Origin of the sequence: Phytobacter palmae (assembly GCF_039409775.1) — a bacterium.
Taxonomy (GTDB): Bacteria; Pseudomonadota; Gammaproteobacteria; order Enterobacterales; family Enterobacteriaceae; genus Phytobacter; species Phytobacter palmae.
Genome location: NZ_JBCIVJ010000005.1, coordinates 160899 through 183289, shown reverse-complemented (window position 1 = coordinate 183289; position 22391 = coordinate 160899). Strand labels below are relative to the sequence as shown.

Here is a 22391-nt window from a genome sequence, read left to right as displayed (position 1 = left end):
GGTTGTGATGTTGTGTTGTTGTGTTTGCAATTGGTCTGCAATTCAGGCCACGGTAGCGAGACTACCCTTTTTCACTTCCTGTACATTTACCCTGTCTGTCCATAGTGATTAATGTAGCACCGCAAGATTGCGGTGCTTTTTTTTGCCCGAAAAACGGCGTTATTTTTTCTCCAGCGCAACCATCTCTTTCACATCGCTACGGTTGATTTGCTGTTCGTTGCCGTTGGCATCTTTGTACGAAATCATACCGGTTTGATCGTCAGTTTTCGGTTTCCCGTCGGAGACAATCGTACGCCCGTCATTGGTATGTAAGGCGTAGTTAGGACCGGAACAGGCGCTCAGTGCAAAAGTAAATAAACAGGCAGAAATAATTGCAGCAGTCTTTTTCATCTTCTTCTCCTCATAGCAATTAATGCTAAATAAACCTCAATAACTGACAGGCTTAAACATCCATCTAACACTAATTAGCATAACCTGCTTACAGAAGGTTGCCTGGACAAACAGACAATTCCGATGGTTATCAACCTCCTTGCTCCGGGAAGAAATTTGCGCGACGATCAACTGATTGATACGAGGAATACCATGAACGCTTTCAACCCGGCGCAGTTTCGCGCCCAGTTTCCCGCGCTCGCTGATGCCGGTATTTATCTGGACAGCGCCGCCACGGCGTTAAAACCACAGGCGGTCATTGATGCAACGCAGCAGTTTTATAGCCTGAGCGCTGGCAACGTACATCGCAGTCAGTTTGCCGAAGCGCAAAAACTGACAGCACGTTACGAATCCGCCCGCGATCAGGTGGCGACGCTGCTCAATGCCCCGTCGGGCAAGAACATCGTCTGGACGCGCGGCACCACCGAAGCCATCAATATGGTGGCGCAAAGCTATGCTCGCCCTCGTCTGAATGCCGGGGATGAGATCATCGTCAGCGAAGCCGAGCATCATGCCAATCTGGTACCGTGGCTGATGGTGGCAGAACAGACCGGTGCACGCGTGGTCAAGCTACCGCTGGGCGCGGACAACCTGCCGGAAATTAGTCAGTTACCTCAACTTATTACCCCACGCAGTCGCATTCTCGCTCTGGGGCAGATGTCGAACGTCACCGGCGGCTGCCCAAACCTGGAGCAGGCTATCGCCATTGCTCACGAAGCAGGAATGGTCGTGATGGTGGATGGCGCACAGGGCGTCGTGCACTTCCCGGCAGACGTTCAGCGTCTGGACATCGACTTTTATGCCTTTTCTGGACATAAGCTGTATGGTCCAACCGGCATCGGTGTGCTTTACGGTAAATCACATCTGCTGGATGCTATGTCACCATGGTTAGGCGGCGGCAAAATGATAACCGCAGTGACATTTGACGGTTTTCAGACGCAGCCAGTCCCGCACAAACTTGAGGCCGGTACGCCAAATGTAGCCGGAGTGATTGGCCTCGGCGCGGCGCTGGAGTGGCTTAGCGGTGTTGATATCGCCCAGGCAGAAAGCTACAGCCGTGGACTGGCGACGCTTGCCGAAGACGCGCTTGCGAAACGGGCGGGGTTTCGCTCTTTTCGCTGTCAGGATTCCAGCCTGCTGGCCTTCGATTTTAAAGGCATACACCACAGTGATATGGTCACTTTGCTGGCGGGTTATGGCATTGCCCTGCGGGCCGGCCAGCATTGCGCGCAGCCACTGCTGGCCGCACTTGGGGTAAAAGGGACGCTTCGCGCCTCTTTTGCACCTTATAATACTCAGCATGATGTGGACGCGCTGGTTGACGCCGTTGACCGCGCCTTAGATTTACTGGTGGATTGATGATTAACGCCGTATTTGCCGGGCATCCCTTTGGGCACACCATTACCGAAGAGACGCTACGTCAGACATTTCTTCCCCTTAAACAGTGGGAAGATAAATACCGACAGCTCATTTTACTGGGCAAACAGCTACCCTCGCTTTCCGACGAACTCAAAGCGCAGGCGCGCGAAATCGCAGGCTGTGAAAACCGCGTCTGGCTGGGATGTACATCAGCAGAAAACGGCACGCTGCACTTTTTTGGCGACAGCGAAGGTCGGATCGTTCGCGGTATGTTGGCTGTGCTGCTGACCGCCATTGAAGGTAAACTGCCGCAGGCATTGCTGGCAGGCGATCCGCTGGCGCTCTTTGACGAACTGGGATTACGCTCAGAACTGAGCGCTTCACGTAATCAGGGGCTGGCGGCTCTGTCGGCCGCCGTGCAGGATGCCGCACGTCAGGCGCTTGCCTGACGCTCCGCTTTGGCCATCATTTTTTTCAGTGCATGAGACACCGCCACAAAACCAAAGGTGGCGGTCACCATGGTCGCCGCACCAAAACCTGATGCACAATCCATCCGTTTCGGCCCTTCTGCCGTGCTCTTCATGGCACATACAGAGCCATCTGCCTGTGGGTAAACCAGCGCTTCGGTGGAAAAAACACAATCCACGCCCAGTTTGCCTTTGCTGTTTTTGACCACGCCAAAATCGCTTTTGAGGCGCTCACGCAGTTTCGCTGCCAGCGGATCCTGAATGGTCTTCGCCAGATCGGCCACCTGGATTTGCGTTGGATCGATCTGCCCGCCCGCACCACCTGTTGTCACCAGCGGAATTTTATTGCGGCGACAGTACGCAATCAGCGCCGCTTTTGGCCGCACGCTGTCAATGGCATCAATAACATAGCTGAATCCCTGATTCAGAAGCTCAGCGGCGTTCTCTCCGGTAAGGAAATCATCCACTACCGTCACCCGGCACTCCGGGTTGATCAGTGAAATACGCTGTGCCATTACTTCCGCTTTCGCCAGACCGACATTGTCGCGCAGGGCATGAATTTGCCGGTTGGTATTGGTCACGCAGACATCATCCATATCGATCAATGTAATAGCGCCAATTCCCGTTCGCGCCAGCGCTTCAGCAACCCATGAACCGACCCCGCCGATGCCAACGACGCAGATATGCGAATCGGCAAACAGTTGCAGCGCTTTTTCACCGTATAAACGCGCCGTGCCGCCAAAACGCTGACGCCAGGCATCGCTGATTACCACAGACATAAGACCTCAGATGTAAAAAGGGTGAGGTTTATCCCTCACCCCTGATATTGCTGACAACCCCTGGAGCGCTGAAATTATGACAGACCGGATAAGACCGTCGCACCGCCATCCGGGAACCCGACGCTTACCCGGGCGATACCCTTCCATAAATTCAGTGTGGCTTTGTCAAAAATCTGCAGAGTGAGATAGTCCTCACCCTTATCCTTAAAAACAAACTTTAGCGTATCACAATCAGCCGCTAAAGACGTTACCCGCCCCCGGCGCGGTTTTCAGCACCCATACGCGCCCGTAATGGTTGTACCACCCGGCGCGGTGCCCGGCATCCGGGCCAATACCCTGATAAATATCGAAGTGCTGGCCCTTGATTGCGCCACCAACATCCAGCGCCACCATCAGCCGTAACTCATACTGACCGGTAAATTTACCATTTGCATCAAGCAGCGGTACTTCTGCCAGCAGCGTGGTGCCCGCCGGGATAATACTGCGGTCAGATGCTACGGATGCGCGACCAATCAGCGGTACCGCACTCGCGCCTTTCACCGGTGCGTAGGATTGCGGTTTAAAGAAGACAAATGACGGATTTTCTTCCAGTAATGCGCGTACTTCTGCTTCACTGTGGGTTTCACCCCAGTGACGAATAGCCTGCATCGACATATCTTCTTTTTTGTACTCTCCCCGGTCAATCAGCACCTTACCGATACTGCGATAGGGATGGCCGTTTTTTCCCGCATAGCTAAAGAAGTTAAGCGGGCTGCCGTCGCCAAAATCAATATAGCCGCTACCCTGAACATCCATGATGAAGTTATCCATCAGCGAATTGCTATAAGCCAGCACGTAGCTGTCGCTCAATGCGCCCGCGTAAATCTCGGCGCGGGAAGGCAGACGCCCTCGTTTGGGCGGCATGCGGTAAATCGGATACTGGAACTCACCCTGACGGGTATGGCGAGCCTGCACAACCGGCGTGTAATAGCCGGTGAACTGGACGTTACCGTAGTTATCCGCCCCTTCCATCTGCCAGGCATCAATACCATACTGGCGCATCGTACGGGTATCGCCTCCCGAACGCAGCCATTGCTGTACCGCATTATAGACGTTGCTCTGTCCTGAATAGAGGCGTGGAGAAGCGGTGCGGATTTGATTCACCTGCTCGGCAAAGTCGCCCGCGTTAATCGGTGCGCCAGTCGCATCAGGCTGGTTTACCAGAGAGAAAGGCTGGGAGAATTTCCCGTCCTTATATTGTTGACCGCGATCGGTCGGCTTTGAAGTACAGGCGGCGAGAAGTGTTGCCATTGCGCCTGCGAGTAGATATTTTGCCCAACGTCCTTTCATTTCTCTCATCTTCTGGTTAATCCGGAGCGTGATGAAGATAACAAACCGCCCCTGCTAATGAAATGCGATTGCGCAACCTGACGCAAATGCAGTACAAAAAACAGCCTTATCGTACTGTTTTTATACAAATGTCACGCTAAAACGCCATTCCGTTAAAAAAGGGTTGCATCATAATGTTAGCGGAGTATAGTGCGCATCCACGGACGCGGGGTGGAGCAGCCTGGTAGCTCGTCGGGCTCATAACCCGAAGGTCGTCGGTTCAAATCCGGCCCCCGCAACCAATTAAAATCAGAAGTAAATTTACTCGATGGAAGAGTAAACGCGGACGCGGGGTGGAGCAGCCTGGTAGCTCGTCGGGCTCATAACCCGAAGGTCGTCGGTTCAAATCCGGCCCCCGCAACCAATTACAATCTGATGCAAACTTACTCGATGAAGAGTAAAGACGGACGCGGGGTGGAGCAGCCTGGTAGCTCGTCGGGCTCATAACCCGAAGGTCGTCGGTTCAAATCCGGCCCCCGCAACCAATACATGAGACACCCTGCCGGGTGTTTTTTTGTTTTTATTCTCCACCCTTCCTGTGTGCCATTACCAGCTGACCTTATTCACCCCAGTCACGTACTGCTGTACGCTCCCGGGGATTCATTGCGTTGCCGCCCGAATAAAAACTAGCCTCTTCTCGCCAGCGTTGCGCCATCGGCAAAGTACGCCTTAATCCCTGCCAGAATCGACTCCGCCACCTCTTGCTGGAACTTCGCCGTCTTAAGCTTACGCTCTTCCTCCACGTTACTGATAAACGCCGTTTCAACCAGAATCGACGGGATATCCGGCGCTTTCAGTACCGCGAAGCCGGCCTGCTCGACGCTATTTTTATGCAGGTTATTAATATTGCCCAGCTTATTAAGGACCGCTTTGCCAAATTTAAGGCTGTCGTTGATGGTGAGCGACTGCACCATATCGAACATCGTATGGTCGAGGTAGCGATCGCCGCTTTTGCTAACCCCACCGATTAAGTCAGAGGCATTCTGCGTTTCCGCCAGATATTTCGCCGCAGTACTGGTCGCCCCTTTGGTTGAGAGGGCAAAGACCGACGAACCGCTCGGCTGACGGCTGCTAAAGGCGTCAGCATGAATCGAAACAAACAGGTCGGCGCGCTGTTTCTGCGCTTTAGCGACACGCACTTTCAGCGGGATAAACACATCCTCATTGCGCGTCATATAGGCTTTCATATTGCCTTCCTGCTCAATCAGCGCGCGCAGGCGGCGGGCGATTTGCAGCACCACATCTTTTTCGCGGGTCCGGTATTTACCAATGGCGCCAGGATCCTCACCGCCATGGCCCGGATCAAGCATGATGACGATCGGCCGATCCCGCCCCGCTTTCCCCGGCTGCGGCCCGCTTTGCGCAGGCGGCACCTGTTTTTCCAGATCGCCCTGGTTGTATTCTTCCAGAAGCGCCAGCAACGGATCCTGCACATCTTTCGCATTCGCCGGGTAAAGATCCATCACCAGACGTTCTTTAAACCCTGCCACCGGCGCAAGAGCGAAGAGCTGCGGCTTAATATCCTGCTTAAGCTCGAACACCATGCGCACCGTTTTTGGGTCGAACTGTCCAACACGCGCAGATTTGATAAAAGGATCATCGCCGCGAATTTGGGCTCCCATCCCTTTCAAAACGGAGTTCAGGTTAACGTCTTCAATATCAACGACCAGCCGATCCGGATTGCTGAGCGCAAACTGGCGATATTTAAGCACACGGTTAGACTCAACGGTCACGCGAGTATAGGTTGATGCAGGCCAGACGCGCACCGCCACCACCTGACTGACGGCGGCAAGACCGACCTGACTCACGCTCAATAACCACATAGCGCCCGCCCCTTGTAACAATCTGCGGCGGCTCAGCCTTGATTGACTTCCCGACATGCTTCTCCCGAGCAAAAAGATGAAATAGTAAGTAAACGTCAGATTTGACCGAAAACTTTAACGAATGACGCATAAACTGTCATCTATAAAAGGGTAAACATACACAATCCATGCAATGACACGCAGGAATTATTCTTTGTCCAAGACGAATTTATGGCTTGCACCTGGCGCCATAAAAGAATAAAAATACACAATTTACGAATAATCATGCAGTGAGGGTTGGCCGTGGTAAAGGAACGCAGAACCGAACTGGTACAGGGATTTCGCCATTCTGTTCCCTATATTAATACCCATCGGGGAAAAACGTTTGTCATCATGCTGGGTGGCGAAGCCATTGAACATGAAAACTTTTCCAACATTGTCAGCGATATAGGCTTACTCCACAGCCTGGGTATTCGCCTGGTGGTGGTATATGGCGCACGTCCGCAGATTGATGCCAATCTTGCAGCGCATAACCATGAACCGGTGTATCACAAACATACCCGCGTAACAGATGCCAAAACGCTCGAACTGGTGAAACAGGCCGCCGGCTTGCTGCAACTGGACATTACCGCACGCCTTTCCATGAGCCTCAACAATACGCCACTGCAGGGCGCGCACATTAACGTCGTGAGCGGCAATTTCATTATCGCCCAGCCGCTTGGCGTTGACGATGGCGTTGACTATTGCCATAGCGGGCGTATCCGTCGTATCGATGAAGAAGCCATTCACCGTCAGTTAGACAGCGGTGCTATCGTGCTGCTCGGCCCCGTTGCGGTATCTGTCACGGGCGAAAGCTTTAACCTCACCTCAGAAGAGATTGCGACACAACTGGCCATCAAACTGAAAGCCGAAAAGATGATCGGCTTTTGTTCATCGCAGGGCGTCTACAACGAAGATGGGCAGATTGTCTCCGAGATGTTCCCGAACGAAGCCCAGTCCCGGGTCGAATCGCTCGAAGAGCAAGGCGATTATCACTCAGGTACTGTGCGTTTCCTGCGTGGCGCAATGAAAGCCTGTCGCAGTGGCGTACGCCGCAGCCACCTGATCAGTTATCAGGAAGATGGTGCTTTATTGCAGGAGCTTTTCTCCCGTGACGGTATCGGTACGCAGATTGTGATGGAGAGTGCGGAACAGATTCGCCGTGCCACCATCAATGATATCGGCGGCATTCTCGAATTGATTCGCCCACTGGAACAGCAGGGTATTCTGGTGCGTCGTTCACGCGAGCAACTGGAGATGGAGATCGACAAATTCACCATCATTCAGCGTGATAACCTGACCATCGCCTGTGCGGCACTCTATCCGTTCCCGGAAGAAAAAATCGGCGAAATGGCCTGCGTAGCGGTACATCCCGACTATCGCAGTTCATCACGCGGTGAAGTGTTGCTTGAGCGCATTGCAGCTCAGGCGAAACAGATGGGTCTGAGCAAACTCTTTGTCCTTACCACCCGCAGCATCCACTGGTTCCAGGAGCGCGGATTTACCCCGGTGGATATTGATTCCCTGCCGGAGAGTAAAAAAGAGATGTACAACTATCAGCGGCGGTCAAAAGTGCTGATGGCAGATTTGGGGTAGGTCGATCAGGAGCCCTCACCATCGGGTGAGGGTTATGTTCTACATCCTTTCAAAAATAGCATTCAGTCCGCTTCGCCGTTCGGTACGCGTGGCAATGGCCTGCGCCAGAATGCGTTCATCGGCATATAGCGAGAGCCGCTTTTTTGCACGGGTAATCGCGGTATAGACCAGTTCTCTTGTTACCACTGGCACAATTTGCCCCGGCAAAATCAGTGCCGCATGATCAAACTCCGATCCCTGAGATTTATGCACCGTCATCGCCCAGGCGGTATCATGTTCCGGTAAGCGGCTGGGCTGCACGGATTTCAGACTGCCGTCAGGTAATGGAAACCAGACACGGATGCCCTGCCCCTGATCGAGAGCAATACCAATATCGCCGTTAAACAGCCCCAGCGAGGCGTCATTACGTGTGATCATAACCGGTCTGCCGTGATACCAGCGCGCATGCGCCGGGCGGGCAATCCGCCGCTGCCGGACCAGCGCCTGCTCAATACGATCGTTCAGCCCACTCACACCAAATGGCCCTTCGCGCAATGCACACAGCAACTGATATTCACCAAAAGCGGTGAGGACTTCTTGCGGCTGTGCGCCATCGCGCACCAGCCCAAGAAAACGGTCATAGCCTGCCAGCGCATCATCAATCATGCGCTGATAGTCTTCTGCGTTTTGCAGATGTTTGTTTTCGATATCGCTAAAGCCCCGGCTCAATACCGCGCTTGCCGCCGCTTTATCGCCACGATTAACCGCCGCCGCCAGTTGCCCGATCCCCGAATCACTGCCAAAACGATAGCTTTTTTGCAGCAGGCACAGGCTGTCGCGTAGCGCACTGGCCGAATCACCTTCTCCAGCAGGAACGGCTGCTCCTGTTATCCGCGATAACTGTGCGGCGCGCTCTGGAGTAAACCCTTTATTGACCCAGGCGCAAATGTCTCCGAGTACCGCCCCGGCCTCAACGGACGCTAACTGGTCGCGGTCTCCGAGGAAAATGACCCGCGCATGCTGCGGCAGTGCATCAATCAGCCGTGACATCATTGGCAGGTCAATCATGGAGGCTTCATCTACCACCAGCACATCCAGATGCAGAGGATTGCCAGCGTGATAACGCAGGCGTTGGCTACCAGGCAGCGCACCCAGAAGACGATGCAGGGTACTGGCTTCATCAGGCAGCATCGCCTTTTGTTTGTCAGTCAACGGCAACTGACGAAGGGCGGTCCCTAATGATTCTGTCAAACGAGCGGCTGCCTTTCCTGTTGGTGCGGCAAGACAAATGCGGCAACGTGCGCCATCAGCCATTTGCACCAGCGCAGCAAGTAGCTTCGCCACCGTCGTGGTTTTCCCGGTGCCGGGGCCACCTGAAATCACGGATACCCGGCGGGTCAGCGCAACCGCCGCCGCTACCTTCTGCCAGTTAATGTCATCCGAAGGCAGAAACAGGTCGTCCAGCGCCTGCCGCAGGCGGTTTTCATCTACCGTCAGGGGTTGATTAACCTCGGCAAAAAAGGCGGCAATACTGCATTCATTGCACCACATACGGTTCAGATAGAGTCGCTCACCTGTTAGGATCATCGGCGTTGCCGCCTCACCTTCGCTGACCGCAGGCGAGGCCAGTAAGGTCTTTCGCCAGTCCACAGGGTAACCAACCTCTTCATAAAGAGAGGTCAGTAACGGATGTGCCCTGGCAGAAAGGCTTTCCGGCGCTAAACGGGAAAGCGGTAAGCAGACATGGCCTTCTCCGGCGTCAAAGCTCAGCATCGCCGCCGCAAGCATCACCGCAGGTTCATCCTCGCTGGCCACGGTCAGGGCGAACTGCACATCCAGCGGACGTAATATTTTTAGCGCTACGGCCTGCTGCAGTAACGTACGCAGTCTCATTGCGCTACCTCCAGTGTTTCCCCGGCAAACAGGGCATCCATCTGGCTTATCAATGCCGCGTCAGGCCGGGTGGTAAAGATCCCCTGCTGCGGATTATCGCGCTCAACACCACGCAGGAACAGATAAATAACGCCACCAAAATGGTGCTCATAATCGTAACCGGCAATGCGGTGGCGCAGGTAGCGATGAAGGGCGAGTGTATAAAGTTGATACTGCAAATCGTAACGATGAGATTGCATGGCGACAGCCATCGCCTCGCGGGTATAGGCCCCGGCGGAGTCTCCCAGCCAGTTAGATTTGTAATCCAGCAGGTAGTAACGCCCTTCATGGCGAAACACCAGGTCAATAAACCCTTTCAACATGCCGCGCACCTCGCGAAAATCCAGCGGCGGACATTCAGCAGACAACGGATCGTATCGGCGTATCAGCGCATCGAGCACCCCGGCGCGCAGATTTTGTGCAACAGGAATGTAAAATTCCATCTCTACCTGCTTTTCCTTTGCCGTTAGCTGATGCAAAGAAGCCCCCGTATCGGCCAGGGGAACGTGAAGGATCGTGTCGATCCATTCGCTGATAACCGGCTGCCAGTGCTCTTCAAAACCGCCGCGCTGGAGTTTCTCTGCCACCCAGGCTGGGGCAATCGGCTGGGTGAAATCCAGCTCTTCAAACAGACTGTGTAAGAATGTCCCCGGCGAGGCGCCGCGTGGGAACTGATGCGGCGTCAGCATTGGCTCGGTCAGCAGATCTCGCTCCCCGGCGGCATCAAGATCCAGACGCGGCAATAAATCCTGTGCAATACCATGCGCACGTTGTTGCAGCCCTGAGTAACTGGTCACACGCCAGTCATCACGCACGGTTCGCGTCATCTGGCGGGCCGTTAACACCTGCACGGCATCTTGCGGTGCCTGCCAGCGAACGCTGTCTGGCACATCGGGAACGCACAGAGCGATATTATCACCACACAGCGCCTCAACGCAGGCCCGAAGCCCCTGTGCATCACGAGGCTGCCCCTGCTGGATAAGCCACCCTAATGCGTTGAGATGGAAATCGCTTTCCCCCGATTTCTCGCCACGACGACGAAAAATAGGGGCAATCCCCAGACTGCAATGCCAGACCGAGCGAGTCAGCGCCACGTAAAGCAGACGCAGATCTTCTGCCAGGCGCTCTGTCTCCGCCAGTTCAATACTCTCCTCGGCCTTGCTGAGATCAAGCACGGGCGCAAACGAGGTGCGGTCGTGGTAAAACGCCTGATCCTGAACGCGAAAATTGGCAATAAAGGGCAACCAGACCAGCGGGTACTCCAGCCCTTTCGACTTATGGATAGTGACGATTTTCACCAGATGTTTGTCACTTTCCAGACGCAACTGTTCGCTCGACGAATTCGAATTCGGTTCAGCGATATGTTGTGCCAGCCAACGCACCAGCGCATGTTCACTCTCTACCTGCGTGCCCGCTTCCTGTAGCAATTCACTCAAATGCAAAATGTCCGTCAGACGGCGCTCGCCACCTGGTGTTGCCAGCAGGTTTTCCGCCACATGACGTGCACTCATTAATGCACGCAGCATTGGCATAACGCCGCGTTTAAGCCACATATCCCGCCAGCCGGCAAACTCTTCCACTATCGCATCCCATGCGGCCTCGTCCTGGTTAAGCGTTTCGATATCCAGCGCACTCAAACCCAGCATGGATGTCGCCAGTGCGCTACGTAACGTGTTTTCACGTTCCGGCGTAAGGACCGCCTGTAATAGCCAGAGCAACTCCTGAGCCTCAGGCGTATCAAATACGCTGTCACGGTTAGACAGGTAAACCGAGGGGATATTCAGAAGACCCAACGCATCGCGAATCAGTGACGCTTCATGGCGGCTACGAATCAGCACGGTAATATCAGATGCTTTCACAGGGCGAGTCGTTTTTCCCTCATGCAGCAACGCCTCCCCCTGTTGCCCGGCGATCAGCCAGTCACGGATTTGCGTCGCGCATAGCTCGGCCATAAAGGCCTGATAATCCCCGACGCCGACGCCCTCGCTTTTCATCAGCCACATTGCCATTGCAGGCTGTTTTTCACCTTTTATCGTAAAACGCAACGACTGGTTCTTTGCTGCTGATTTCACCGGCTGGAAAGGAATTTGCCGAAACATGAAGGCGTTTTCAGTCTGGCTGAAAAGCTGATTAACACTCTCCACCATTCCCGGCGCGGAACGCCAGTTAGTATCAAGCGTATAACGGGCGTTGACCTCATCACGCGCTTTCATGTAGGTAAAAATATCGGCGCCACGGAAGGCATAAATAGCCTGTTTCGGATCGCCTATCAGAAGTAGCCCGCTTTCCGGCTGGTGGTGCCAGATACGCCGGAAAATACGGTACTGCTGAGGATCGGTATCCTGAAATTCATCAATCATGGCGACCGGGAAACGAGTGCGGATCGCCGTTGCCAGCGCCTCGCCACTCGCGCTTTGCAGTGCGCTGTCCAGCCGGCTCAGCATGTCGTCAAAACCAAGTTCGCCACGGCGACGTTTTTCTCTCGCCACCGCCTCACGGATTTCGCGCATCGCGCTGGTTAACATTAAATCATTGAGCGTCAGTGGTACATTCAGTAAGGTTTCAATTGCCTCGAAAACCGCATGCTCCGGTACCACACCGCCCTCTTTAGTCCGCTCACGCAGGAACGATTGCGCAAACTTTTCCAGCGCTTCCGGTAGCTGATAACTACAGGTCGTTTCATTGGCCCAGGCGCTGATCTTCTCGATCCAGCGAGCCTGGTTGGTACGATTGAATTTTTGCCGCATGATCCCGGAGCCTTCAATCAGCGGCCCCAGATCGTCCACGGACGCAATCCACTGCTGTTTAACGCCATCGATTTGCGCAATGATTTTCTGATGGCGACTCTCAAGCGTCTCATCTGCTGGCGGTGCGGCTTTGATTTGCGGCGCTTCTCCCTGCAAATAGCGGTCGATGGCTTTGAGCAAATCATGCGGACCTTTCCACGACTCGTGAACCACCTGTGCCAGGTCGCGCGGCAAGGGGTAACAGTGGCGACGCCAGAAGTCAGCGCAGGCCTGATAGCGCAGCAGTGATTCATCTTCGATCAGCTGCTGTTCAAACAGCATGCCGGATTCAAAGGCATTGAGGCTAAGCATGCGCTGGCAAAAGCCATGGATAGTAAAGACGGCAGCTTCATCCATCTGCCGTTCAGCGAGCATCAGCCACTGCGCGGCCTGTTGCTTATCGCTAATCTCGCGCAACAGACTGGCATATAACGGGTTTTCGGTTGTCTCGCGCAAACAGGCGATGCGAAGTTCATGGATATTACTGCGAATGCGCCCACGAAGTTCTTCGGTGGCGGCCTCAGTAAAGGTCACCACCAACAGCTCTTCGACGTTCAGAGGGCGTGGAAAGGCGGCATTGCCGCCTAAACCAAGTAACAGCCGCAAGTAGAGTGCGGCGATGGTGAAGGTCTTACCGGTGCCCGCAGAGGCTTCAATCAGGCGCTCGCCGGTTAGTGGCAAGCGGAGTGGATCAAGGGACTCAGCGGTTTCACTCATTTTTCTCGCTCATCAAGGGTAAGGATTGCTGCAACGCACTGACGCTGTCCCAGACTTTCCACCCTTCGGGCTGCGCGTATTCCGCTTTCCCGCTTTGGCTTCCGGAAATCTGTGACAATACCGCCATGCCCTGCGGCTCAACCACCGCCTGATGGAAGAAATCGGCAAGCTTCTGCGGCGTCAGTAGTTTTATCTGAGCCACTACTTTATCACGTGAATCGAAGCGCATATTGCCCCGATCAAAATCTTTACTGAGTTTTGAGGCCTCTTCGCCCAGCGTCTGCGGCGCCTGCTGGATTTGTGCGATAACCCCTTGCTGGATTTGCGCAAACTCTTCCGGCTTCATGGCTCGCAGCTTCGCTTCCGCAGTGGGGAAGAAAGCTTTATAACGCTCCCACAGCCAGGCAGGCTGCTTGCCGTTGCTCTGCAATAAGAAACCCATCCCCCACTGGCGGCCAATGCTCATCGGGAAGGCGAACACCGCATAACCAAGCTGCTCTTCGGTACGCAATTGATTATAAAACCACGGCTGAATGATCTGCCCAAGCATTGCAGTGTAAGCCGAGCTGGTGAACTCATCGAAACCTGACGGAACAAACACGGCGGCCAGGGCGGAATCCGTGCTGTTGCCTGCTTTTTCGAACATCACTGACTGCTGTTTATCGATCAGCACATCTTTGTTGCGACACCATTCGCTGCCTTTCGCTCCCAGTTGATCCTGAACGCCGTGCGCCAGATCTTTGGTCTGCTGTTCGGTAAGGTTCCCCACCACCAGAAATTCAGGACGCGCATTGGTTTTCAGTGCATCACGATAAGCAAGAATGTCATCAAGCGTGATTGACGGCAGTAGTGCACGACGGTCTTCTCGCTGGAAATAAGGCACCTGAGAGAGCATTTGTACTGGCATGATAGCCTGATCAAACGCTTTACCTTTATCTGCGGAGTCCATCATTTGCGCATACCAGGATTTCGCTTGTTCAAGTTGCTCTGTGGTCGGCGTATAGCTGAAATAGCCTGCCAGTAACGCCTGGAACAACTGTGGTAAACGCTGGGTATAACCATTGGCGTTGAGCATCAGGCCATTATTGGCATTTGTAGAGAAGCTGATGCCGCCTGCCGCCGCCTGATTACTTAACTGGTCCAGCGCGATCCCCGCCAGATAGTCATTCAGGGCGAACAGCACCTGATTTTTCGCACTATCCATCGCTTTTGGATTACGCAGCACAACACTCACATCCGCTTTCGGTTCGTTTGCGAAGTAGCGGCTCGGCATGTAGACCACGCGCAGGTTTGACTCGTCAACGATCAGCTCCGGATGGGTGTACTCTTTTGCCGGTTTGATCAGCGTAAAGTCATCCGGAATATACGGATTAAGCTCTGGCGTTTTCAGCGTAATGTTGGTCGATTTTTGCTGCCACTGCGCAAATAATTCTGGCGTGATTTTATTCACCTGATAGGGTGCATCGACAAAGTACGCCGTTTTATCATGTGGCTCATCGGGGCTGATATACCAGATACGGGCATTTTGCGGCGTCATTTCATCCAGACGCGCCTGTACGGCTTTGGCATCGTACTGATCGGCAATATTTACCGAATCCAGTGTATGCGCCACTGGCACGCGGATCATGGTGTCCGCCAGCCATTCTACATATCCCATATCACGCGTAATCGACGGATAGCGAAAATCGAGATCCAGAATGTGCGCCAGTTCGTCGAAATAGCGCTTATCCACACCCTTATCGCGCAGCATAGTGAGATAGCTGAAAATTGCCGCCACAACCGTATCACGATTGGCCTGTCCTTTATCCGTCAGGGTGGCGGAGATAGCCAGTACACCGCTATTGCCATTCACGACCGGGTCAGAATCCGCACGAATGCCTTCTGCCAGCCCCTGTTTTTGCAGCCAGTCAGAGAGCGTTCCCGGGCTACGGTTGCCGATAAGATAGGTGATCAGCTCATCTGTTTTGCTGCGGAATTGCTCCGTGTTGTTATCGATACGAAATTCAACACGCAGCACCTTACGCGGCACTGCCGGAACGTAGTGAATAATGATGCCCTTTTGCGCATCAGTGACGACCGGAACATTGATCGTAGGACGCTCAATGTTTTTATTCGGCACCCGACCAAAGGTCTCAACCGCAATTTTCGCCAGCTCTGGCAAAGGGCGATTACTGTAAATCACCGCTTTCATCAAATTGGCTGAGTAAAATGTGTTGTGAAACGCCAGCAACGCTTCGTGCACCGGGCTTCCAGGTTTATCACTCAGTGTTTCGAGATTACCCCCGGAAAAGCGAGCGCCAGGGTGCGCCGGGTTAATGGTCTCCGCACTCACCTGCGCCATACGCATGCCGTCACGGGTACGCGCCATGGTCAACTCTGCATTGACAGCGTTACGCTCACGATCGGCATATTTTTTATCAAGCAACGGTGCGGCAATCGCATCGGCCAGCCGGTCAACGGCCCCTTCCAGCGCATTGTTTTCCACTTCCAGATAAAATGCAGTGCGATAGGGCGCGGTGCTGGCGTTATGGCTACCACCGTGCATTTTAAGAAATTCGGAGAGGCTATCCGGCTGTGGGTATTTTTTCGACCCCATCAGGGACATATGCTCAAGATAATGGGCAAGACCAGGGTGTGCGGCCGGGTCTTCAAGGGACCCCACCGGGACAACAAGCGCAGAAAGAGATTTTACTGCCTGGGAATCGGAAACCAGCAGTACCACCATGCCGTTGTCGAGACGAATAGCCTGATACTGGCGGGTATCTTTATCGCTCTTACGGATGGTTTCCTGTACCGGCTGCCAACCATTGTCTGCCTGACTGTATGACGCCCAGAGGGCAAAAAACACAACGAAAGCTTTTAACCAGGTGCTGCGGGGCATTCACGAACCTCATCATTAACAATCCCGTCGCTTTCCAGCCTTGCTGAAATTTTCCGGGCAAAACGTGCGTCGGCAGCATGCCGAACTCTTGGTATATCAGTCCGTGACCCGTCGCGCATAATAAAGGATGACTCTTATTTGCGCAATTTTTATACAGTCATTTGGACTGATTAAATCGATACAGTGGTAACAAATAACGCTGCGAAAGCGTCGTTATCTGCAGGTAATGCTCAGGTGTCAGTGTTCTCCACAGCCTCTGATACCAGATATCTTCACCTTCGCCGGTTGAAAACATACCGCCTTCATACGCTTGCAGGAATTTACTTTGCGCTTTTTGCAATGTTGTCTCATCAGATAACATGGCATCATTTTCCGCGTCGTAACAGGCTTTTATCCATGCGCCGCCACTTTCTGGTAGCAGCAACAGCGGTTTTGCCATCCCTTCGCGATAGCCTTCAATCATGAGCGCCAGATGTTGCAATGCATCATCCGGCTTCATCGCAGGGAAACGCCATTCCCCACCACTGCGAACAAATAACCGACTCTCCCCAGCGCCGCCGCCAGCACAGTAGACAAGGTGCTCCAGCCAAAGTTGCAAACCCTGGGTAACGCTAAGTTTTGATGGTCGCCAGCGTAGCAGGCCATCAGGCTGCACATGCGCCAGCCATCCGCTCAGATGCACCCCTGCACACTCCAGATCGACCTCCATGCTTTGACCGGGTTGGCGCTGCGCGATCACCCGGTCTGCCAGCTCCTGCATTTCAAGCTGCTGGGCTTCCCAGATAATCTCGCCAAAGGCGCCATAGGGCAATGCTCCTGCGGCACGATAGTGACGGAAAAGCTTCTCAACGTCCTGTTGCTCCACCAGCGCATTCAGGATTTCCTGGTTAAGCTGATAGCGATTTAACCCTTCCAGTATAAAAGGCTCAGCATCGGGAATGTCGCTCTCTTCAGGGCGGAAATTGACCCGCAGTCGCATCTGGAAAAAGGCGCGCACCGGGTGTGCCCAGAAACGCAACAGTTGCTCAAGCGTGAGCGATTCCAGCGCAAGAGGGGAAAGTTGCTGAATGAATTCAGGATGCGCCGTACCTTGCTGACTCGCCGCAGGCAACCAGTCACTGGCAAAACTTTGCCATTCGCCGGGTCGGAAATTGGCAGCATCAAACGGCATACGGGGGTGCAGATAGCAGATATGTTCTTTAACCCGCTTTTCACTCTCATCACAATTTAGCGCTTCATCACCCGGCAGGCGGTGGCTTTGACCGATGTAATCAAGCAACTCCTGTACCAGCACTGACGGAAAACGTTCGCTGTTATCCTGAATCGAGCGACCGATATAGCTGATATAGAGTTTTTCCTGCGCGGAAATTAACGCTTCAAGGAATAAGTAACGGTCATCATCACGGCGGCTACGGTCGCCACGCTGGGATTGATGGCTCATCAGGTCAAACCCCAGCGGTGCCAGGGTTCGCGGGTAGATACCGTCATTCATTCCCAGCAGGCATACCACTTTAAATGGGATGGAACGCATTGGCATCAGAGTACAGATATTTACCGGCCCGGCCAGGAAGCGCTGGCTGATTCGCTCCTGATCGAGACGCTGCGCCAGTTCGTCGCGCAAGACGGACAGTGGAATATCTTCGCTGTATGCCGCATCAATGCCCTGAGCAATAATCGCCTGCCACTGCTGTTCGATAAGCGCCAGCGCGGCTTCGGTGTCCTGATCGGGCAGGAAAAAGTCATTAAGCATCTCCCGGCAGACCGGTAGCCACTCTTCCAGCGGACGCGCCTGCGCCAATCCCTGACGCCAGGTATTAAGCTGCATAAGCAAGGAGGCGAGATGGCCAACCAGCTCGGCAATCAGCCCACTGGATTCATCATAAGGCAGAATGGATTGCCATTCCCCCTGACGACTTTCCATAGCATATCCCAGCAGCATGCGGGTTAAACCAAATTGCCAGGTATGTTGTCCGGTAGCCGGGAGTTCCAGTTCACGGACATTATCGTCATCCATACCCCAGCGAATGCCCGACTCATTGACCCACTGGCGCAGGTAGCGCAATCCCTCTTCATCAATATTGAAACGCGCTGCCAGTACAGGGACATCCAGCAGAGCCAGTACATCTTCCGAAACAAAGCGGCTATCAGGTAATGACAACAGACTAATAAATGCCTGTAACGCCGGATGCGCCTGACGTGCGCGGCGGTCAGAAATGGCGTAAGGAATGTAACGCTCACCAACAGCGCTACCAAAAACGGACTGGATATAGGGACTGTAGCTGTCGATATCAGCCACCATCACCACGATATCGCGCGGCGTCAGTGACGGGTCGGCTTCCAGCATCGCCAGCAAATTGTCGTGTAATACCTCTACCTCCCGCTGTGGACTATGGCAGATATGGACCGTCACGCTACGATCGTCCGGTTCCAGCAGGCGCTTTTTATCGCTTCGCTCATACTCTTCTGCATTCACGCCAGCAACTGCGCTATTTTGCAGTTCCAGCATGTCATATTGCAGGTTTTGCAGAATCTGCCCCGGCGTAACATCGACAAACGCATCCAGATCCTGGTAATTCTCCAACCCGGCAAGCAGGTGCACATAATCACGTCCCAATTTGCCCCACGAGGCAAGCAGTGGGTTCGGTAAATTTTGCTCGCCATCGCTGTTAAACAAGCCTTGCGCGGCACTCGCATCACGGAAGAGAGGGAGCGTTCGCTCATCGCGATGATGTCGACGCTGGCGGGTTAGCAGTTTGGCTAAAAATGCCGGATCTTTAATATCGCCCCAGTAGTAGCGGCAAGGGTTAGTGAAGAGAAGATGAACGTCGATATGCTTACCCAGCGCCTGTAATGCCTGCAGGTAGACGGGCGGCAGCGCTGAAATACCGCATATAAATACGCGAGACGGTAACCCCGGAGGGCACTGCTTAGCTGACTCAAGCACATTGATAAAGCGTTGATAAAGATTGGCACGGTGCCAGTGCGGCTGACCAAGCTCGGCTGTATACTCCACCAGACGACGCCATAGCGGCGCCTGCCAGATTTGCGCTTCATCAAGGCCATCCACTTTTTTCCCGGCTTCCCACAGGGTGAGCCACTCCCATCGATAGACGAGGTATTGATCGAAAAGATCCGCAATACGGGAGGAGAGCTGAAACAGCTTGCGCTTATCGTCGTCGTCACTCAGATAGTGGCGCAGCATGGCAAATTCGTCCTGCTCCAGCATATCCGGCAGCAGCGACATCAATTTCCAGCTCATGCTCTGTTTATTAAATGCGCTCTCTTTTGGGATGTCCGGTAAGACACGGACAAACATATCCCAGATAAAGCTGGCGGGAAGCGGAAAATCAATATTGGCGGCAATGCCAAACTTTTGCGCCAGCGTCATTTGCAGCCATTGCGCCATACCCGTGCTCTGAACCAGCACCACTTCGGGTTCAAAAGGATCGCTGAGGTGATCGCGTTCAACGATAAACTCCATCAATGCTTCCAGCACATCCAAATGGTTGGAGTGATAAACCCTTAGCATACGTGCTCCTGACTACTGGCTGTTTGGGCAAAATGTTCGCGTCATTTGCCCCTTTCTGCCTACTGGCGAAATGATAATAACCCTGATGCTGACACATCCCTGGTCGCTTGTCTGCTCCTTCTGTACCTGCCACCCTGCTGGCAGCGGCGGTGGATACATTTGTGCCTGTTGCCAGGCGTGGCGCCACAAAAGCCGATACTGACTCCATGCGTGAAAACCGGAGGCGAGCGCCCGATGATAGCCTCCCAGCGCCGTGACCACCATCACCAGTAAGACCATAGCCAGAAGCACTTCTGGCAGGCTCAATCCGCGTTGTTTTGTGGAATCTGACACAGCTCTGTTTCCTTATGTGGGCAAAAATCACTCCAGCCGTGCGCAGAAAACACTATATTGTTACGCTCAATGCGTCCGCCTCGCCATAAACGTTGCTTGCCACTTCCTGCGGTTAATAACACAGCCTGGTCACTGAGCACGTGCAGGCATGCCAGCCAGGGTTCACTGGGGTGTCGTAGACATTGCAATACGGGTTCCCTTTGCCAGGGGTACCTTTGCGCCCACATCATTGCCGACTGTACTTGCGCATACTGGCGAAGGTGCTCGCTCTCGCTGCTCGTCCGGCGAATATGCGTATTCAATTGCTGGTTTAACCCATTAAGCATCAGGCTACCGAGCATCAGAATAAGCAGCACAAGCGCCAGTGAAGACATCCCACGTTGACGGTTCATAAGTTAAAACCACTTACGCTAAAAGCAGCAGAAACGTCCTGTGTTTCCCGACCTTTAATTTGTCCCACAAGGCTTATGATAAATACCGGCGCAAAACCCGTGGTTTGTTGTCGGGTAATGGAAAAATGGGAGATATTCACCGTATTAGGATCCGTCATTTTATCCCAGCCTTTTCCCTCGCAGGACGTCGCGCCGCGCAGGGTTTCGAGTACGCCATTTTGCAGACGAAACCCCGTCTGGTCAGCATCACTTGCAGGTGATGTTTCCCATCGTCCATTGCTGTTAGCATCCCATTGCACCATCACGCAGCTCCCATCGCGCCCGATCGCCAGGGGTTGTCCCACACATTTACCATTGCAATACCCGGCACGCTGAATGTGCCTGGCAACCGTATACAGGCGCTGCCAGAGTTCATCTTCAAGGGTCTGATCACGGGTCTGTTGCAACACGGCAAACTGTAACGCGGGAAGAAAGCGTGCCGCCGCCAGCAGAATAACGCTCCCTATAGCCATCGCCAGCAAGGTCTCCAGCAAAGAAAACCCCTGTTGTCGGACTAACATGACTCATTCACCCCATACTGGCACATGCGTATCCTCCCCCAGCCAGACACCACTATTTTCCACTCGCCTGCGTCACTTCCTACCAGAATATGTCCTCCCCAGGCCGTATTGCGCAGGCCATAAAAACCTAATGACGGTGTAATTTCCACGAGGTTAACCTCGGGCCACACAGGGCGCATAAGATTGGGGGAATCGACAGAACATCCTGTTTGCAGTTCCCGTGTATGCAGACACCAGCCATCTCCAGAACGAGATGCCAGAATAAGCCGCTCCTGGTTATGCCAGTTGGCATCATCACGCAGCATTTCCAGGAAATGTCTAACCTGCAGCGCGGTTTGCCATAAGCGCTGCCGGGCCTGCCAGGTATGCCAGCCGGTAAGCCCGACACCGCTCAGAATCACGATCAGCGCCACCGCGACCATCGTCTCAATCAGGGTAAATCCATGTTCTTTTTTCATGGCAGCAGTCTGGCGCGGCGCAGTTGCAATGGCGAGCGGCCAGTGCCCGTTTTACGAGACGTCACGGAATAAACTGGCAGTGTTGCAGTGGGTTACAAGCGGTCTGGAAGATATCCCGAAGAGTTCGTCATGAGGATAAAAAAACCGGCGCTCTGTGGCGCCGGTTATGCGATGCTAAAGGCGGTCAGATAGCAACCGGTGCTTTAATCGCCGGATGCGGATCATAACCTTCGATTTCAAAATCATCGAAGCAATAATCAAACAGCGATGCGGGCTTACGTTTGATTTTGAGCGTTGGCAGTGCACGCGGTTCGCGACTCAGTTGCAGGCGCGTTTGCTCCAGATGGTTGCTGTACAGGTGGGTATCACCACCAGTCCAGACAAAATCCCCTGGTTCCAGATCGCACTGTTGCGCCATCATATGCACCAGTAACGCGTAGCTGGCAATATTGAAAGGCAGACCAAGGAAGATATCGCATGAGCGCTGATAGAGCTGGCAGGAGAGCTTGCCGTCCGCGACATAGAACTGGAAAAACGCATGGCACGGCGCCAGAGCCATTTTATCAAGTTCGCCCACGTTCCAGGCTGAGACGATGATACGGCGCGAATCCGGATCGGTTTTCAACTGGTTCAGTACGGTCGAGATCTGGTCAATGTGACGACCATCCGGCGTTGGCCAGGCACGCCACTGTTTGCCATAAACCGGCCCGAGGTTGCCCTGCTCATCAGCCCATTCATCCCAGATAGAGACATTGTTCTCTTTCAGGTACGCGATGTTAGTATCGCCCTGCAGGAACCACAGCAGCTCATGAATAATTGAGCGCAGATGGCAACGCTTGGTGGTCACCAGCGGAAAACCGTCCTGCAGATTAAAGCGCATCTGATGGCCAAAAATAGAGAGCGTGCCCGTCCCTGTACGATCGTTTTTCGGGGTACCCTCATTGAGCACCTTTTGCATCAGTTCTAAATACTGTTTCATGGTTCC

The 22391-nt window shown here is 53.7% G+C and carries 16 protein-coding genes and 3 tRNA genes; 6 read left to right on the top strand and 13 right to left on the bottom strand.

What is annotated here, in order from left to right; all coding sequences use genetic code 11:
• Positions 1-159: 159 nt before the first annotated feature.
• The gene (locus tag AAIG39_RS08770; RefSeq protein ID WP_039077092.1) at positions 160-390 is read right to left on the bottom strand and encodes a YgdI/YgdR family lipoprotein; all 231 of its coding nucleotides are present in this window, start codon (positions 388-390) and stop codon (positions 160-162) included.
• A gap of 192 nt (positions 391-582) precedes the next feature.
• Between AAIG39_RS08770 and csdA the strand changes: the two genes are divergently transcribed.
• Both csdA and csdE read left to right on the top strand, forming a co-directional pair.
• Complete coding sequence (gene csdA, locus AAIG39_RS08765) at positions 583-1788, top strand: cysteine desulfurase CsdA (protein ID WP_343193640.1); 1206 nt, start codon at positions 583-585, stop codon at positions 1786-1788.
• Positions 1788-2237 carry a cysteine desulfurase sulfur acceptor subunit CsdE gene (gene csdE, locus AAIG39_RS08760; protein WP_343193639.1) on the top strand — a complete coding sequence of 150 codons (450 nt, stop codon included), beginning with the start codon at positions 1788-1790 and terminating at the stop codon, positions 2235-2237. The genes csdA and csdE overlap by 1 nt, the downstream gene beginning before the upstream one ends.
• On the opposite strand, the gene tcdA is transcribed toward csdE, so the two are convergent.
• Positions 2222-3034: a tRNA cyclic N6-threonylcarbamoyladenosine(37) synthase TcdA gene (gene tcdA, locus AAIG39_RS08755; protein ID WP_090088567.1), complete on the bottom strand. Its 813-nt coding sequence runs from the start codon at positions 3032-3034 to the stop codon at positions 2222-2224. The genes csdE and tcdA overlap by 16 nt on opposite strands.
• A gap of 231 nt (positions 3035-3265) precedes the next feature.
• Positions 3266-4363: a murein transglycosylase A gene (mltA, locus tag AAIG39_RS08750; protein WP_090088568.1), complete on the bottom strand. Its 1098-nt coding sequence runs from the start codon at positions 4361-4363 to the stop codon at positions 3266-3268.
• Between the two features lie 204 nt (positions 4364-4567).
• On the opposite strand from mltA, the gene AAIG39_RS08745 reads away from it, so the two are divergent.
• The 3 genes from AAIG39_RS08745 (at position 4568) to AAIG39_RS08735 (ending at position 4887) form a co-directional block, all read left to right on the top strand.
• Positions 4568-4644, top strand: a tRNA-Met gene (locus AAIG39_RS08745).
• Positions 4645-4689: 45 nt separating this feature from the next.
• Positions 4690-4766, top strand: a tRNA-Met gene (locus AAIG39_RS08740).
• A gap of 44 nt (positions 4767-4810) precedes the next feature.
• Positions 4811-4887: transfer RNA gene (locus AAIG39_RS08735), tRNA-Met, on the top strand.
• Between the two features lie 141 nt (positions 4888-5028).
• On the opposite strand, the gene amiC is transcribed toward AAIG39_RS08735, so the two are convergent.
• Entirely contained in the window at positions 5029-6282 is a 1254-nt protein-coding gene (gene amiC, locus AAIG39_RS08730; protein WP_071845827.1) for an N-acetylmuramoyl-L-alanine amidase AmiC, read from the bottom strand.
• Between the two features lie 225 nt (positions 6283-6507).
• Between amiC and argA the strand changes: the two genes are divergently transcribed.
• Positions 6508-7839: an amino-acid N-acetyltransferase gene (argA, locus tag AAIG39_RS08725; RefSeq protein ID WP_090088571.1), complete on the top strand. Its 1332-nt coding sequence runs from the start codon at positions 6508-6510 to the stop codon at positions 7837-7839.
• 39 nt (positions 7840-7878) lie between these two features.
• On the opposite strand, the gene recD is transcribed toward argA, so the two are convergent.
• The 9 genes from recD to thyA form a co-directional block, all read right to left on the bottom strand.
• On the bottom strand, positions 7879-9711 hold the full coding sequence (recD, locus tag AAIG39_RS08720) for an exodeoxyribonuclease V subunit alpha (RefSeq protein ID WP_343193638.1): 1833 nt from the start codon (positions 9709-9711) through the stop codon (positions 7879-7881).
• Positions 9708-13253: an exodeoxyribonuclease V subunit beta gene (gene recB / locus AAIG39_RS08715; protein ID WP_343193637.1), complete on the bottom strand. Its 3546-nt coding sequence runs from the start codon at positions 13251-13253 to the stop codon at positions 9708-9710. The genes recD and recB overlap by 4 nt, the downstream gene beginning before the upstream one ends.
• Positions 13246-16134 carry a pitrilysin gene (ptrA, locus tag AAIG39_RS08710; RefSeq protein ID WP_343193636.1) on the bottom strand — a complete coding sequence of 963 codons (2889 nt, stop codon included), beginning with the start codon at positions 16132-16134 and terminating at the stop codon, positions 13246-13248. The genes recB and ptrA overlap by 8 nt, the downstream gene beginning before the upstream one ends.
• A 157-nt stretch (positions 16135-16291) precedes the next feature.
• Entirely contained in the window at positions 16292-19663 is a 3372-nt protein-coding gene (gene recC, locus AAIG39_RS08705; protein ID WP_343193635.1) for an exodeoxyribonuclease V subunit gamma, read from the bottom strand.
• A 12-nt stretch (positions 19664-19675) separates the two neighbouring features.
• Positions 19676-19996 (bottom strand): prepilin-type N-terminal cleavage/methylation domain-containing protein, encoded by a 321-nt coding sequence (locus AAIG39_RS08700; protein WP_090088580.1) that lies wholly within the window; start codon positions 19994-19996, stop codon positions 19676-19678.
• The gene (locus tag AAIG39_RS08695) at positions 19966-20388 is read right to left on the bottom strand and encodes a DUF2509 family protein (protein ID WP_343193634.1); all 423 of its coding nucleotides are present in this window, start codon (positions 20386-20388) and stop codon (positions 19966-19968) included. The genes AAIG39_RS08700 and AAIG39_RS08695 overlap by 31 nt, the downstream gene beginning before the upstream one ends.
• Positions 20385-20948, bottom strand: coding sequence for a prepilin peptidase-dependent protein (locus tag AAIG39_RS08690; protein ID WP_343193633.1), 564 nt, complete (start codon positions 20946-20948; stop codon positions 20385-20387). The genes AAIG39_RS08695 and AAIG39_RS08690 overlap by 4 nt, the downstream gene beginning before the upstream one ends.
• Entirely contained in the window at positions 20942-21406 is a 465-nt protein-coding gene (locus AAIG39_RS08685) for a prepilin peptidase-dependent protein (protein ID WP_090088586.1), read from the bottom strand. Before AAIG39_RS08685 ends, AAIG39_RS08690 begins: the two co-directional genes overlap by 7 nt.
• Positions 21407-21590: 184 nt before the next feature.
• Entirely contained in the window at positions 21591-22385 is a 795-nt protein-coding gene (gene thyA / locus AAIG39_RS08680) for a thymidylate synthase (RefSeq protein ID WP_090088588.1), read from the bottom strand.
• Positions 22386-22391: the final 6 nt, after the last annotated feature.